The organism is Kribbella solani (assembly GCF_014205295.1).
Classification (GTDB): domain Bacteria; phylum Actinomycetota; class Actinomycetes; order Propionibacteriales; family Kribbellaceae; genus Kribbella; species Kribbella solani.
Map to the genome: position 1 here is coordinate 6,001,865 of NZ_JACHNF010000001.1, position 14,618 is coordinate 6,016,482.

General features: G+C 66.3%; 12 protein-coding genes. 3 read left to right on the forward strand and 9 right to left on the reverse strand.

The window, feature by feature from the left end; all coding sequences use genetic code 11:
* Positions 1 to 79 precede the first annotated feature (79 nt).
* From HDA44_RS27655 to HDA44_RS27670, 4 genes are all read right to left on the reverse strand, one after another.
* Positions 80 to 2,233 carry a (Fe-S)-binding protein gene (locus HDA44_RS27655; protein ID WP_184839301.1) on the reverse strand — a complete coding sequence of 718 codons (2,154 nt, stop codon included), beginning with the start codon at positions 2,231 to 2,233 and terminating at the stop codon, positions 80 to 82.
* A gap of 125 nt (positions 2,234 to 2,358) precedes the next feature.
* Positions 2,359 to 2,715 carry a DUF6204 family protein gene (locus HDA44_RS27660; protein WP_184839303.1) on the reverse strand — a complete coding sequence of 119 codons (357 nt, stop codon included), beginning with the start codon at positions 2,713 to 2,715 and terminating at the stop codon, positions 2,359 to 2,361.
* 19 nt (positions 2,716 to 2,734) lie between these two features.
* Complete coding sequence (locus HDA44_RS27665) at positions 2,735 to 3,331, reverse strand: TetR family transcriptional regulator (RefSeq protein WP_184839305.1); 597 nt, start codon at positions 3,329 to 3,331, stop codon at positions 2,735 to 2,737.
* 30 nt (positions 3,332 to 3,361) lie between these two features.
* Complete coding sequence (locus HDA44_RS27670; protein WP_184839307.1) at positions 3,362 to 4,816, reverse strand: GAF domain-containing protein; 1,455 nt, start codon at positions 4,814 to 4,816, stop codon at positions 3,362 to 3,364.
* 106 nt (positions 4,817 to 4,922) lie between these two features.
* Here HDA44_RS27670 and adh point away from each other — a divergent pair, with 106 nt between their 5' ends.
* Both adh and HDA44_RS27680 read left to right on the forward strand, forming a co-directional pair.
* Complete coding sequence (gene adh, locus HDA44_RS27675) at positions 4,923 to 6,446, forward strand: aldehyde dehydrogenase (protein WP_184839309.1); 1,524 nt, start codon at positions 4,923 to 4,925, stop codon at positions 6,444 to 6,446.
* Between the two features lie 4 nt (positions 6,447 to 6,450).
* Positions 6,451 to 6,828 (forward strand): DUF779 domain-containing protein, encoded by a 378-nt coding sequence (locus tag HDA44_RS27680; protein ID WP_184839311.1) that lies wholly within the window; start codon positions 6,451 to 6,453, stop codon positions 6,826 to 6,828.
* 46 nt (positions 6,829 to 6,874) lie between these two features.
* Here the strand turns inward: HDA44_RS27680 and HDA44_RS27685 are convergent, their stop codons facing one another.
* Genes HDA44_RS27685 through HDA44_RS27705 form a run of 5 tightly spaced genes read right to left on the reverse strand, consistent with a single transcriptional unit; the run spans position 6,875 to position 12,950 of the window.
* Positions 6,875 to 9,343 (reverse strand): GH116 family glycosyl-hydrolase, encoded by a 2,469-nt coding sequence (locus HDA44_RS27685; protein WP_184839313.1) that lies wholly within the window; start codon positions 9,341 to 9,343, stop codon positions 6,875 to 6,877.
* A complete protein-coding gene (locus HDA44_RS27690; RefSeq protein WP_184839316.1) occupies positions 9,327 to 9,956 on the reverse strand; it encodes a hypothetical protein in 630 nt (209 codons plus the stop codon). The genes HDA44_RS27685 and HDA44_RS27690 overlap by 17 nt, the downstream gene beginning before the upstream one ends.
* Entirely contained in the window at positions 9,953 to 10,777 is an 825-nt protein-coding gene (locus HDA44_RS27695) for a carbohydrate ABC transporter permease (RefSeq protein WP_337906488.1), read from the reverse strand. Before HDA44_RS27695 ends, HDA44_RS27690 begins: the two co-directional genes overlap by 4 nt.
* Positions 10,762 to 11,604, reverse strand: coding sequence for a carbohydrate ABC transporter permease (locus tag HDA44_RS27700; RefSeq protein ID WP_238352562.1), 843 nt, complete (start codon positions 11,602 to 11,604; stop codon positions 10,762 to 10,764). The genes HDA44_RS27695 and HDA44_RS27700 overlap by 16 nt, the downstream gene beginning before the upstream one ends.
* 50 nt (positions 11,605 to 11,654) lie before the next feature.
* Entirely contained in the window at positions 11,655 to 12,950 is a 1,296-nt protein-coding gene (locus HDA44_RS27705) for an ABC transporter substrate-binding protein (RefSeq protein ID WP_184839318.1), read from the reverse strand.
* Between the two features lie 338 nt (positions 12,951 to 13,288).
* Between HDA44_RS27705 and HDA44_RS27710 the strand changes: the two genes are divergently transcribed.
* Complete coding sequence (locus tag HDA44_RS27710; protein WP_184839320.1) at positions 13,289 to 14,485, forward strand: S53 family peptidase; 1,197 nt, start codon at positions 13,289 to 13,291, stop codon at positions 14,483 to 14,485.
* Positions 14,486 to 14,618: the final 133 nt, after the last annotated feature.

Genomic DNA, 14,618 nt, shown 5'->3' on the forward strand with positions numbered 1-14,618 from the left:
CTCCCCGGGGCGGTGCAGAGCCGTCGGAGTTTATGGTCTGGACCGCCCGGGGAGGAAGGGTTTTGCAGCTAGTTGCAGCTCAGCTTTCCGAACGCTTTACAGAAGTCAGCAGCAGCTGCGCGACGTCCTGCACCTCGACCGACTCGCGAGCCGAACCGTCGGCCTGCTTGGCGGTGAGGCCGTCGGACAGCATCACCCGGCAGAACGGGCAGCCGGTGGCGATCTTGTCGGCGCCGGTCTCGACCGCCTCAGTGGTCCGGTTCAGGTTGATCCGGGTGCCGAGTTTCTCCTCCATCCACATCCGCGCGCCGCCCGCGCCGCAGCAGAACGACTTCGTCTGGTTGCGCGGCATTTCGGCGTACTCGGCGCCCGGGATGATGTCGAGCAGTTCGCGCGGGGCGTCGTACACCTGGTTGTGGCGACCGAGGTAGCACGGGTCGTGGTAGGTGATCTTCTGCCCGTTGAGCGAACTGTCGGCCGGCGCGACCGGGGTCAGCTTCCCGTCCCGGACCAGCCGGTTCAGCAGCTGGGTGTGGTGGATGACGTCGAGCTCGACGCCCAGCTGGGAGTACTCGTTCTTCAACGTGTTGAAGCAGTGCGCGCAGGTCGAGACCACCTTGCGTACGCCTGTCTCCTTGAACACCTCGGCGTTCTGCATCGCCAGCTGCTGGAACACGAACTCGTTACCGGACCGCCGAGCCGGGTCGCCGGTACACGTCTCGCCATCACCCAGTACGGCGAACGAAACGCCCGCGATGTTCAGCAGCTCCGCGACCGCCTGCGTGGTCTTCTTGGCGCGGTCCTCGAACGCACCGGCGCAGCCGACCCAGAACAGGTAGTCGACCTCGTCCAGCGACTCCACGTCCGTGCCGACCTGCTTGACCTCGAACGGCAGGTCCTTGGCCCAGTCCATCCGGCCGGACGGGTTCATGTTCCACGGATTGCCCTTGTTTTCCAGGCCTTTGAACAGTCCGTTGAGTTCGGACGGGAACGACGACTCGATCAGTACCTGGTAGCGGCGCATGTCCATGATCGCGTCGACGTGCTCGATGTCGACCGGGCACTGCTGTACGCACGCGCCGCACGACGTACACGCCCACAGAGCCTCTTCGTCGATGACCGCAACGTCCGCGGGGCCGACCAACGGCTTCTCCTGCTCGTCGAGCACGAGCTGCGAGAGCGACTTGCGATCGTCGTCGGAGGACGCCAGCAGGTACGGCGCCTTCGCGTACGCGTGTTCGCGCAGGCCCATCATGATCAGTTTCGGCGACAGTGGCTTGTCGGTGTTCCAGGCCGGGCACTGCGACTGGCAGCGGCCGCACTCGGTGCAGGTGGTGAAGTCGAGCAAGCCCTTCCAGGTGAAGTCCTCGACCTTGCCGACGCCGAGCGCCGCGTCCTCGTCGAGCTCGTCGATGTTCTCGAAGTCGATCGGGGCGCCGTTGACCATGATCGGCTGCAGCGCGCCCAGGGCCGTACCGCCGTCGGCCTCGCGCTTGAACCAGATGTTCGGCCAGGCGGTGAAGCGGTGCCAGGCGACGCCCATCGTCGCGTTCAGCGAGATCGTGATCATCCAGGCGAACGAGATCAGGATCTTGATCATCGCGACCAGGTAGACCGCGTTCTCCAGGCCGTGCTCGCTCAGCCCGCCGAAGAAGCCGCTGCCGAGGAAGAACGTCATCGGGAAGTGGAACTTGTCCTGCTCGCCCAATTGGTACTCCAGGCCGCGGAGCAGCAGGATGCAGATCAGTACGCCGAGGATCGTGTACTCGACGTAGTACGCCTGCCAGGACGTCGAACCGTAGAACCGGGACGAACGTGGCTTGTCACCGCGCGGCAGGTGCATCAGCCGGTAGATCATCAGGCCGATGATCGAGATCAGACCGGTCCAGGTGAGGGCCTCGCTGACCCACTCGAACACGAACCAGTGCCCGATGATCGGCAGCGCCCAGTGCGGGTCGAACAGCTGGCCGAACGCGGTCACCAGGGTCAGGACCAGCCCGATGAACCCGAAGGCGACGAACCAGTGCATCACCCCGATGTGACTCCACTGCAGCATCCGGGTGTGGCCGAGGGATTCCTTGACCAGGGTGACCGTCCGCTTGCCCGGCTCGTCGGTCCGGGCGGCCGGCTGCCCGAGCTTGATCACGGACACGATGTGTCCGATCGTCTTGCCGAACAACGCGACGGCGACGAGGGTCACCGCGAGCGAGACGACGATGGCGAGGATCTGCATACCAGCGATGTTATTGGTTGGTTACTCGTCAGTCATGGAGGTGTCGGCCTCGTCACTTCGAAGTTTGGTCTTCGGCAGTGACCCGGCAGCCACCGGGATGGAAATTTTCTCACGCGCATCGTAGATCATGTCGTGGATATTTTACCAGTCCGCTTCCGATGGGGGATCTTGATGTCCTCCAAGCAGGTGGCGGTCGCGCGAAGGCGGTGGTGGGGGAGACCGCGCTGGTCGAGTAGGTCGCCGGCGGTCAGCAGGCCGTGGTCGATGGCGTCCTGGTCGGGGCGGTCGGCGGGCTGGACCACCTGGCAGCGGATGGTGAACGGCCGCAGCGACTCGTCGTACGAGAGGTCGCCGGCTTCGCTGTAGGTGGCCAGGAGGAGGTCGTGCTGGGCGATCTCGGCGCGGAGCTGGTCGCGCTGGTCCGCGGTCAGTCCGGTGAACTCGCCGCGGACGATGACGCGGAAGGTGCGTACGGAGTTCATATACAGAACTGTATCTGAGTTACTCCAGCCAGGCGCGGGTGATTTTCAGGTATGCGTCGACGACTGCCTCGGCGGGTACGGCGTCGGGGTCGATCGCGCGCTGGATCAGCAGACCGTCCTCGAGCGCGTGCACGATCAGCGCGAGCTGCTCGAGGCCGGCGCTGTCCTGCTGGCCGGTTTCAGGACCAGCGCGGCGGAGGCCTTCGGCGTGGGCGGCGCGGGCGAAGCGTTCGCGGGCTCGGACCTGGTCACGGACGGCACCTCCGGACCGGACCGCGTACAGGAGGAGTTCGAGTCGCAAGGTGAGCCAGCCGGATTCGTTGGCGGTACGCCGCCGGTGCCAGTCGCGGAGGGCGGCGACCGGGTCTGGGCCGGCGACGATCGCGACGATCTCGGCGTACTCCCGCTGCGTCCGCTCGTCCAGCAGCGCAGCGACCAGCTCGGGTTTGCCGGCGAAGTTCCCGTAGAAGGCGCCGCGGGTGTAACCGGCCCGTTCGGCGATCTGCTCGACGGATGCTCCGTGCACGCCGCGTTCGGCGAACAGCTCGGCGGCCGCCGCCAGCAATCGTTCGCGAGTCCGGGCCTGGCTCTCCGCGCGCGGGATCGGCTTCGTCACGTGGCGAGCTTAGAGGGCGTCTCGGAACTCTTAGAGGGCGTCCAGACGGTGCAGCCGGGCCGTGACCGCGGGGCGGCGGTGGTCGGTGGCGGGGAGGTGGGCGTCGAGCAGCTCGAAGATCTCCAGGTCCTCGGCGCCGGTCGGGGTCTGGGCGAAACGCCAGAGCAGATCGGGGTCATCGGCGTCGAGCACCGCGCGCCGGACGGTCGCTTCGAGCTCGTCCCGTTCGGCGCGCAGCGCGGGTGCGTCCGAGCGCGCGAGCAGCGGCCCGGCGTACAGCTCGAGCGCCGCGCCCAGATCGCCTTCGCGGATGGCTGTTTGTACGTCGGTCACGTCGCCCGTCACGTCGGCGATGATCCGGTACGGCTTCGTGTCGAGTACGCCACCGCCGAGCAGGTTTCGCAGCCGGTGCATCTCGGCGCGTACGGTTGTCGGGTTGCCTTCGTCGCCGTAGAGCTGAAGCATCAGCTGCTCCGCGGTCAGCCCGGTCGGATGCAGTAACAACAGCGCGAGTACTTCGGCCCGCCGCAAGGTGAGCGCGATCTCGCGACCGCCGACCACAGCAATCGGTTGACCGGAGCCGAGTAGCTTCAGCCGCAATGTCGGCCGCAACCGCCGCACCGGCGACCCAGGCATCCGCAGCAGGAACCCCTCGTCCAACCGCTCGACCAGACCCTCGCGCCCGTCGCCGAGGTCGATCCGCTCCGCGCCGTCGGGTACGACGAGCCGATCGGGCAGCCATTCGAGCGGCTGCACCGCGAGTACGCGGCCGGTCGGGGTCAGTAGTGCGCCGGGTGCGTTGCCGAGCGCCATCAGATGCCGCATGTTGCGAGCACGCAGCATTTCGTCGGCGGCGGCCATCCGGACCCGCAACTGTCCTTCGGCGAGCTGGGCCGCCGCCGTCACCAACGCGACCATCGCGGGATGGACGGTCCGCAACGGGCCGGAGACGTCGACGGCACCGAGCAGCTTCCCGGTGTCGGGATCGTGTACGGGCGCGGCCGCGCAGGTCCACTCGTGGATTCGGCGTACGAGGTGCTCGGCGGAATGTATCTGTACCGGCTGGCCGACCGCGAGCGCCGTACCCATCCCGTTGGTGCCGATCTGGTCCTCGGCCCAGATCGCGCCCTCGGACAGTGCGATCCGGTCGGCCTGTCGTTTGACCTGCGCGGAACCTTCGCGCCACAGGATCATCCCCTGCGCGTCGGTGATGATCATGATGTGCGACGCCTCGTCGGCGATCGTCGTCAACGTCTGCCGCAGCACCGGCAGGACGGCTTGCAGCGGATGATTCGCGCGCAGCGCGGCGAGCACGTCGGGATCAAGGACGACCGCGGCCGCGTCCGCCTCAGGGTCGACGGCGGCGGCGAGGGAGCGCTCCCAGGAGGCGGCGACGAGCGGGCGCGGCACACCCGGTACGCGGCCGCCGCCGAGCACCTCTTCGTACAGCTCGCTCAGCCGGCGAGCCTGGTCCGCTGTGTCCATCCGCCTCACTCCGCAGTACGCCCGTACGCATGCAACGTCGATGCAACGTCCCCGCGCCTAGGTTCGGTCCAACGTCGCTGTGTCGACCTGGTGTCAAGGAGGACCTATGACGATCTTCGCAGCTCCCGGGCAGGATGGCAGCCCGGTCACGTACAAATCGCGCTACGAGCACTACATCGGCGGCGAATGGGTGCCGCCGGTCAAGGGCGGGTACTTCGAGAACCCGACTCCGGTCACCGGTCAGACCTTCACCGAGATCGCCCGCGGCACGGCCGAGGACGTCGAGGCCGCGCTGGATGCCGCGCACGGCGCCGCGCCCGGCTGGGGGCGTACCTCGCCGGCCGAGCGCGCCAACATCCTGACCCGGATCGCCGACCGGATCGAGTCGAACCTCGAGCTGCTCGCGGTCGCCGAGAGCTGGGACAACGGCAAGGCCGTCCGGGAGACGCTGGCCGCCGACCTGCCGCTGGCGGTCGACCACTTCCGCTACTTCGCCGGTGCGCTGCGGGCCCAGGAGGGCTCGGTGTCGGTGATCGACGACGACACGATCGCGTACCACTTCCACGAGCCGCTCGGCGTGGTCGCGCAGATCATCCCGTGGAACTTCCCGATCCTGATGGCGACCTGGAAGCTGGCGCCGGCGCTCGCGGCCGGCAACGCGGTGGTGCTGAAGCCGGCCGAGCAGACGCCGGCCTCCATCCACGTACTGATGGAGCTGATCCACGATCTGCTGCCGCCGGGCGTGCTGAACATCGTCAACGGGTTCGGCGTCGAGGCCGGCAAACCGCTTGCCTCCAGCAACAGAGTCGCCAAGGTCGCGTTCACTGGTGAGACCACGACCGGGCGGCTGATCATGCAGTACGCGTCCGAGAACATCATCCCGGTCACGCTGGAGCTCGGCGGCAAGAGCCCGAACGTGTTCTTCGCCGACGTGGCGTCGTCGCGGGACGACTTCTACGACAAGGCGCTCGAAGGGTTCGCGATGTTCGCGCTGAACCAGGGCGAGGTGTGTACGTGCCCTTCCCGCGCGCTGATCCAGTCGTCGATCTACGACCAGTTCCTCGGTGACGCGACCGAGCGGACCCGGGCGATCAAGCTCGGCAACCCGCTGGACACCGACACGATGATGGGCGCCCAGGCCAGCAACGACCAGTACGAGAAGATCCTCGCCTACATCGGGATCGGCAAGGAAGAGGGCGCCCGGGTGGTCACCGGCGGCGCGCGGGCCGAGCTCGACGGCGACCTGGCCGGCGGGTACTACATCCAGCCGACCATCTTCGAGGGCGACAACAAGATGCGGATCTTCCAGGAGGAGATCTTCGGGCCGGTCGTCTCGGTGACCAAGTTCGACGACTACGCGGACGCGATGAAGATCGCCAACGACACCCTGTACGGGCTGGGCGCGGGCGTCTGGTCGCGGGACATCAACACCGCGTACCGCGCCGGGCGGGAGATCCAGGCCGGTCGGGTGTGGACGAACAACTACCACGCCTACCCGGCGCACGCGGCGTTCGGTGGGTACAAGAACTCCGGGATCGGCCGGGAGAACCACAAGATGATGCTCGACCACTACCAGCAGACGAAGAACCTGCTGGTCAGTTACAGCCCTTCGAAGCTCGGGTTCTTCTGAGCACATGGTCGAGAAGGTGTTGCTCACCGACGAGGCGGCGGAGTGGTTGCGTCGCCTCACCGGGATGCACGGTCCGCTGATGTTTCACCAGTCCGGTGGATGCTGCGACGGCAGTTCGCCGATGTGCTACCCGGACGGTGAATTCAGAACGGGGTCGGCGGACGTGCATCTCGGTGACCTGGCGGTCGACGGCGTCGAGAAGCCGATCGGCTTCTGGATGTCCGCGAACCAGTACGAGTACTGGAAGCACACCCAGCTCACTGTCGACGTGGTGAAAGGCCGCGGCAGCGGATTCTCGGTGGAGGCCCCGGAGGGCGTCCGCTTCCTGATCCGCTCCCGCCTCTTCACCGACACCGAGTCCGCCGAACTAGGACTCCTCTGATCGAGTGCCGACCGTCCGGTGGCGTTGCCGGACGGCCGGCACTCACCTATTTCTCCAGTACTAGTGGCGTACCGGGCACGATCGCCGCATCGATCGCGTACGCGGTCCCGTCGACGTGGATCGTGCGTACGTCGAGCTGACCGGACTTGCAGGTCAGTGTCACTGTGCTTCCGGTGTGGGTGATGATGCCCCAGCCGGTGTTGGTGGTGAAAGGGAAACCCCACGTGCCGTCCGTACGGGCGAGGTCGAGCGGGGCGAAGGTGATGGTTCTGGTGAGGGCGTTGTACTGGTAACCGGTCAGGGCTTCCAGCACTGACCAGCCGGCGGCGTTGCGGATGTAGTGGTCGCCGCACTCGATTGGGTTGAAGGGATTGCGGCGGGTGCCGTCGTACCTGGACCAGAGGCCTTGCAGGATGGACATGCCCTCGTCGGTGAGGCCTTCGTACAGACAGTGGGCGGCGACCTGGTACTCCGAACCGGTCCACACCTCGTCGCAGTACCGGGTGGGGATGTCCGGACGGCCACCGTGCGGCCAGGTACACATCAGTAGACCGGTGTCGTCCTCGTCGGCGAACTCACGGTACGGGTGGTCGAAGTCGCGGAAGCCGGTGCGCAGGTTGTGGCGTACTACATTCCGCAGCGCGGTCCGTACATGGTCAGCCGGAAGGATGTAACCCAGGTCCAATTGGTGCGCCCACCACTGGCCGATCAGCTGATCCGCCAGGCAGCCGTCGCCCCACTGGAAGTCACGTGTCTCGTCAGGGTCCAGGATCTGCCGGTAGTACTCGCCGGTGAACAGCAGCTCGTCGTACGCCTTGCTGCCGGCCTCGAACAGCGTGCGGTACTCCTTACTGTCCTCCCCGAGTAGCAACGCCATCTCCTCAGCCGCACGAAGGGCTGCGAGCCACAGCGTGCCCATGAACGAGTTCACACCGCACAGGTCGATGTCATGCGTACTCGGTTGGATACCCCGCAGCACACCGTCGCGTACCCACTTGCCATGGATGTGGTCGAGCAGCCGAACCACACCGGGCCACCGGCGACCCAGCCAGTCCAGACCGGCACCCTGGCGTACCTCGCGGTACGTCTTGAGCACTGTACCGAGCATGCCATCTAGTGCGGGCTCTTCTGGTCCGCCGATCACCACGTCCCACAGCTGCTTCATGTACAGCGGTGCACGGACCCGGTGCGGGATGTACCCCTCCGGTGCCTGCATCACGTCGTACTCGGTGTCCCGCATGTTCTGTTCCAACGACGGGAACAACCGAGATAGCGTCTGCTCATAGTTCCACACGTGCGTGCAGTTCAACGGGCACGAGCCGCCGTACCGTCCACCCCACATCACTGTGGACGCACCGAGCACGCCCTCGAAGCCGAGTACGTCACCGTCGGCGGTCTGGAACACCGTGGGGCTGCGTACGTCGGCGGCGAGCGCAGCGAGTCGCGCACCGGCCTCCCCGGGCAGACTGCTCGACTCAAACGCCTTGACCCAGTCGTTTGTAAGCCCAGCCAGCTCCGACCAGCGTGGAATGAAGGCATCGGCCACCGCCACGGCATCCGGCGTACGACGGGTGTACGCATTGCCCAACCAGAAGCGGCTGTGACCGTACTCCGGATGCGGACCGAACTGGTTGAAGTCGACATATCGGTTTGGGAAGTGCCATGCGATCAGGAACCGGACGTGTTTGGTCTCACCAGGTTCCAGGTGGAACGGAACTGCCAAACCACCGTTCCAGGTGCTACCTGCCGCGCTGGCACCGGAGGCCGGGGTCACCGGACCGTTGAGGAAGGCAACGAACTCCTCCGGCCGGGTCCACTGTGGATAAACCAGCGCATCGGCCCGATCGGTCGCCAGCACAAGTTGTCCACAGGCAGGGTGATCCTGAGGCAGGGTGGAGTTTTCCAGCACCAGCGAAGTCCAGTCACCTCGACGCACCCGGTTCGTGTTCCCGCCGTACGCGCTGCAGGAGACGCCGTCGATCGGCGTGACGCCATCCCATCCGACCGAGTTCTGCAATGCACCGGCGAGCTTGCCGCGTACGGCGAGGTGACCCGGGTTGTGCAACGTGAAGGTGAACGCCACGACCGGCAATGAGCTGGCCGCCGCGTCTGCCGGCACCAGCGGATTGAACACATCCAGGCTGATCGCGACTGGCAGATCGGTCGAGTAGTCCACATGCGCCTGGGGATAAGTGGCAGTGACTGTGGATAAACCGACGGGTTGGATGATCTCCTGCAACCGCGATTCACCGGCGGGTACCAGATCATCCGTGACGAGCGGAGTGTTGCTGGGCTGCTGGGAAGGACCTTGCAGCAACCGGATCTCGTCCAACGGCGGTTCTACCTGGGACAGCCGGATCGCAAAGAAGCTGTCGGGTACGTGACCCTCGTGGTTGCCAACGTTGTGCAGTTGCCATTGGCGTAGTGCACCGTTGCCCGCTAGAGCGACCGTGCCAGTACCAACACCTCCCAGCGGCAGTGCGAAGTGTCGAAGGTTGTCACCGGTGTAGTGCATCTTTCTCCGTCCATGTACCGGCAGAGGCGAACAACGCCACCGGACCGGGTGCGAGCAGCAGGAGCGAAGCGGTTACTGAGGTACCGAGCAGAAGCGCGACAAAGGCGAGTGCCAGCACGCCGAGCGGAACCATGGGGGCACGGGCGACCAGGTGAAGCGCGGTGAACCAGAGTCGTTTGCCACGCAGTCCTGAAGTCACGCGGAGGCTGAAGGCGTAGCAAGAGGCGAGTAGTAGGAGCACGCCGGCGCAGCCGCTGATCGCGAAGGGGACCGCGAAGACTGGAGAGATCGCATGCCAGTTGACCAAGGCAACGGCCACCACCAGGCCCGGAACGATCCCCACCTCCAGTCCGGCGGCCGAGTTTTTCCACAGGTTCCTCAACAGTTGTGGAACACCGCCGCGATCTTTCAGCACAACCGCATCGGTGGTCGCGATCACACCGGCCCAGACCGGAGAGATGACGATGGCACCGAGTAGCACGCTGAGCGGTGAGATCCCTGGACTGAGCAGGACGACGACAGCGGTTGCCGTACAGACCAGTACGCCTGAGGCTGCGACCAGCGGGAGCTCGTGCCACAGCGCCTTGAACGCGGCCGGCAAGTGATTGGTCATGCGCGCAGCCCGGTGGTCGCGATCGATGCGATGAACGAGCGCTGGAAGATCAGGAACAGCACAAGGATCGGCAGCACGACCAGAGTGATTGCCGCGAACAACGCAACCGCCGGGCCGCCACCCACCGCACCCTGCAACGACACCAACCCCACCGGCAGCGTCATCTTCTCCGGCGACGACAGGAAGATGTACGGCCAGAAGAAGTTGTTCCAGGACGCCTCGAAGACGAAGATCCCGAGCGCGGTCAGGCCCGGACGGGACAGCGGAAGAATCACCCGGAACAGAATCCAGAAATGCCCCGCGCCGTCCATGATCGCGGCCTCGTCCAACTCACGCGGAATCGACGAGATGTACTGCCGGAGAAAGAAGATCCCGAACACGTTCACCAACGCGGGCAGCCAGATCGCCACCGTCGTGTCGACCAGGTGCAGCCAGCGCATCATGATGAAGATCGGCACCACGGTCAGCTGCACGGGCACGACCAGCGCCGCGAGCAGTACGGAGAAGATCTGGTCCCGGCCCGGAAAGCGCAGCCGGTTGAACGCGTACGCGGCCAAGGCGCTGGTCAGCAAAGCGCCGGCGGTCGTGATGACCGCGATCTGCACACTGTTCCAGGCCATCCGCGCGAAGGGGATCAGGTCGGGCACCTGCTGGAAGTTCTGCAGCGTCGGCGGTCGCGGAATCCACTGCGGCGGCAGCTGAAACGCGTTGATCGGCTCCGACAACGCGGTCACGATCAGCCAGACCAGCGGCGCGATCATGACGAGACCGGCGAGCACCAGGACGAGGTCGAGCAGCCGGCCCTTCACTGGTGCACCCACCGTCGGCTCAGCCGGAACTGCAGACCGGTCACGATCATGATCACCACGAACAGCACCAGCGACAGGGCGGCCGCGTACCCGACCTCGAAGGCCTGGAAGCCCTTCTCGTACGTGTACTGGACGATGCTCCGGGTCGCGCCGTCCGGTCCGCCCTGGGTCATGATCACCATCGGGTCGAAGATCTGGAACGCGCCGATGAACGTGATCACGGTGGCGAAGAAGATCGTCGGCGACATCACCGGCAGCGTCACGCTCCAGAACCGCCACCACGCGTTCGCGCCGTCCACCCGGGCCGCCTCGAGCAGTTGCGCCGGGACCGTCTGCAGACCGGCCAGCAGGATGATGAAGGTGTACCCGATGGTGTGCCACCAGTCGACCACGATCAGCGTCGGCAGCGCCCAGGTCGGCGAGGCCAGCCAGTTCGTCGACGACGACAGGTAGTACGCCGCGATCCCGAAGGTCGGGTCCAGCACGTACTTCCAGAGCAGCGCGACCGCCGCCCAGGAGACCAGGAACGGAAAGAAGAACGCGGTCCGGACGAAGTACTTGGTGCCGCGGGTCATCGTCCGGTGGACGCCGAGCGCGAGCAGCATGCCGATACCGACGTGCGTGACCACCGACGCGAGCGCGAACACGAAGGTGTTGAGCACCGCGCGGATGGTCGCCGAGTCCTGTACGAGCTGCTTGAAGTTGTCCAGTCCGGCGAACTCGGGCGTACTGAGCAGGTCCCAGTGGAACAGGCTGAGGCCGAACGCGGCGAGCAGTGGCAGCGCGACGAAGACCAGGAAGAGCAGCACGGCCGGGCTGATGAACAAGTAGCCCGGCAACCACTCCTGGCGCTGCTTGTGAGGCTTCGGGTGGGGATTCAGGCGGCGGCTCAGACCAATCCCTCCAGCGCGGTCTGCGCCTTGCCGAGCGCGTCGGCAGGCTGCGCGTTGCCGGTCAGAACCTGCTTCCAGCCGTCCTCGATCGCCTTCTGGACCGCGGCGCCCTTGTCCGGCGACGGGATCGGCGTCGCGTAGCTGAGTGCCTGGTACAGGTACTCGGTGCCCTTCGGCGCGTCGGTGAGGAACGACTGACTGTTCGCGATCGACTTCCGGGCCGGCACGATCGTGCCGCCGAGCTGCGCGAACGTCGACGAACCTTCCTTGGAGATCAGGAACTTGATGAACGTCCAGGCGTCGTCCTTCTTCTTCGACGCCTTCAGGATCGGGTACCCGTTCCAGCCGACCGGCGAGCCCTGCTCGACCTTCGTCGGCCACGGCACGATGCCCATCTTCGCGGTCGCCTTCAGGTTCCGGATGCTGATGATCGGCCAGCGGCCGCCGCCGAACATTGCCAGCTTGCCCTGCGCGGCGGCGGTGAACGCGTCGAACGTTCCACCGGGCGGCGGCGACAGCTTGTCGGCGACGAGCTTGCGGTTGAACTCCGCCGCCTCGATCGCCTTCGGGTCGTCGAACGTGGGCTTCGACCAGTCCTCGCTGAAGCTGCTGGTCCCGTTGGTGAGCAGCCACGGCATGATCGCGCCGAAGTACGCCGAGTCGGCCGCGTACCCGAACGCGCCCGTCTTCGTCTTGATCTGCTCGCACGCGTGCCGGAAGTCGTCCCAGGTCCACTTCGGCGTCGGTTCCGGCACGCCGGCCTTGGCGAAGAGGTCCTTCGAGTACCACATGCACATCGTGTTGAACTCGCCCGGCAGGTAGTACGTCTTGCCGTCGGTGGAGGCGTACTTCTTGTCCCACTCGATCAGGTTCGGGTCCATGTCGGCGTAGTACTCGTCGATCGTCGACTGGTCCTTCTTGATGTAGTCGTCGAGCGGCGCGAGCAGGCCCTTCGAGGCGAACAGCCGCTGCCCCTCGGTGGCGATCTGGATCACGTCCGGGACCTGGCCGCCGGCGATCCGGGTGGACAGCTTGTTGAAGAAGTCACCCCAGTTGGACAGCGGGATGCCCTCGGCCTTGAGCTTGATCTCCGGATGCTGCTCGGTGAACTTCGCGAACAGCTTGTTCCAGGTGGCCTGCTGCTCGGCCGTGCCCATGTAGACGAACGACAGTTCCTTGGTGCCGGAACCGCCGCTGCCGTTGCCGCCACCACAGGCCGCCAGCGAGGCGGCGAGCGCCGTACCCCCGGTCGTCTGTATGAAGCGTCGCCGGCTGAGCAGGGGCTGATTCATGACCGTCCTCCAGCGCACGGGGAAATCGATTTCTCACAAGTTCGGTCAGCATAGGCCCGGCGGCCGAAACGGTGTCAAGGGTCCGGACCGGGAAAACTCAGGGGGAATCCTTCGCCGCGCCGGGGCCTGCCGCGGCTGCCGGGCTCAGGCGGAAAACCGGCGCCGGCCGGGTGAGATGTCATGGGTGCACCCATGACAGATGTCAGCGGTCCGATCGCTGGCCCCGGGATCACCGGCGGGCGGACGATGCGAAGTATCCCAACCATTGCCGGTCTCCGCCCCCCCCCGGCAGTACGGGAAGCTCGGGCGGAGGTCCGGCCACAACTCGAGGAGTCCAGTTGAGGCAACGGATTCTCGTGTCCGCCCTGGGTGTCGGTGCTCTCGCCGTCGCCGGACTGACCGTCCAGGGAGCCGTCGCGGCCCCCGCCCCGTACACCGCCGGGAAGCATGCCGCCAAGGTCTGCTCCGCCGCCAGGACCGCACACACCGCGGTCTGCAACGCGATCAAGCTCGTCGACGCGAACGGCGTCGCACCGGCTTCCGCCGCGCCGCCCTCGACCGGTCTCACCCCTACCGGTCTGCGCGACGCCTACAAACTCAACGGCCTCAGCGCCGGCGGCCGGACGGTCGCCATCGTGGACGCGTACGGCTATCCGAATCTCGAACGGGACCTCGGCGTCTACCGCTCCCAGTTCGGCCTGTCGGCGTGTACGACGGCCAACGGCTGCCTGCGCGTGATCGACCAGACCGGCGGCACCGCGTTGCCGAAGTTCAACGTCGGCTGGGCGGGTGAGCAGGCGCTCGACGTGGATGCGGTCTCGGCGGCCGCGCCGGACGCGAAGATCATCGTCGTCCAGGCCAAGTCGGCGGGCTTCGCGGACCTCGGTGCCGCGGTCGTGACGGCGTCCAAGCAGGCCGGGGTTGTTGCCATCTCCAACAGTTACGGCGGCAGTGACGCGGCCGACTCGACGTACGGCAGCTACTACAACCACCCGGGGATCGCCGTCACCGCATCGACCGGTGACAACGGCTACCAGGGTGGCAGCTACCCGGCGTCGTCGTCGTACACGACCGCCGTCGGTGGTACCTCGTTGGTTGCCGCGAGCAACTCTCGGGGCTGGAGCGAGACCGTCTGGAGCGGCGCCGGATCGGGGTGCTCGACGTACAACACCGCGTTGAGCGCGGCCGCGTCGTTCGGCACCGGCTGCTCGAAGCGGGCGATGGCCGACGTCTCCGCCGCGGCCGATCCGGCCAAGGGCGGGATGGCGATCTACTACCCGACCAGCAGGACGGCGTCGACCTGGGCGCAGTTCGGCGGTACGAGTGAGGCCGCGCCGATCATCGCCTCGGTGTACGCCCTGTCCGGCAACACCGCCGGGTACGCGAACGCGTTGCCGTACGCCCATCCGGGTTCGCTGTTCGACGTGACGAGCGGCAGCAACGGCTCGTGCCCGACGACGCAGTGGTGCAACGCCCGGGCCGGGTGGGACGGTCCGACCGGTCTTGGTACGCCGAACGGCACCGGCGCTTTCTGATCGATTTCGACACTGGTAGTGACCGGGCAGTGGCTGTGTGCAACTTTCCGGTCACTACTAGTACTGTTCCGGGCACGAAGGACAACCCTCAACTCCCAGGCAATCCGGAGATTTCTCTTCCCCGGACGCCCCC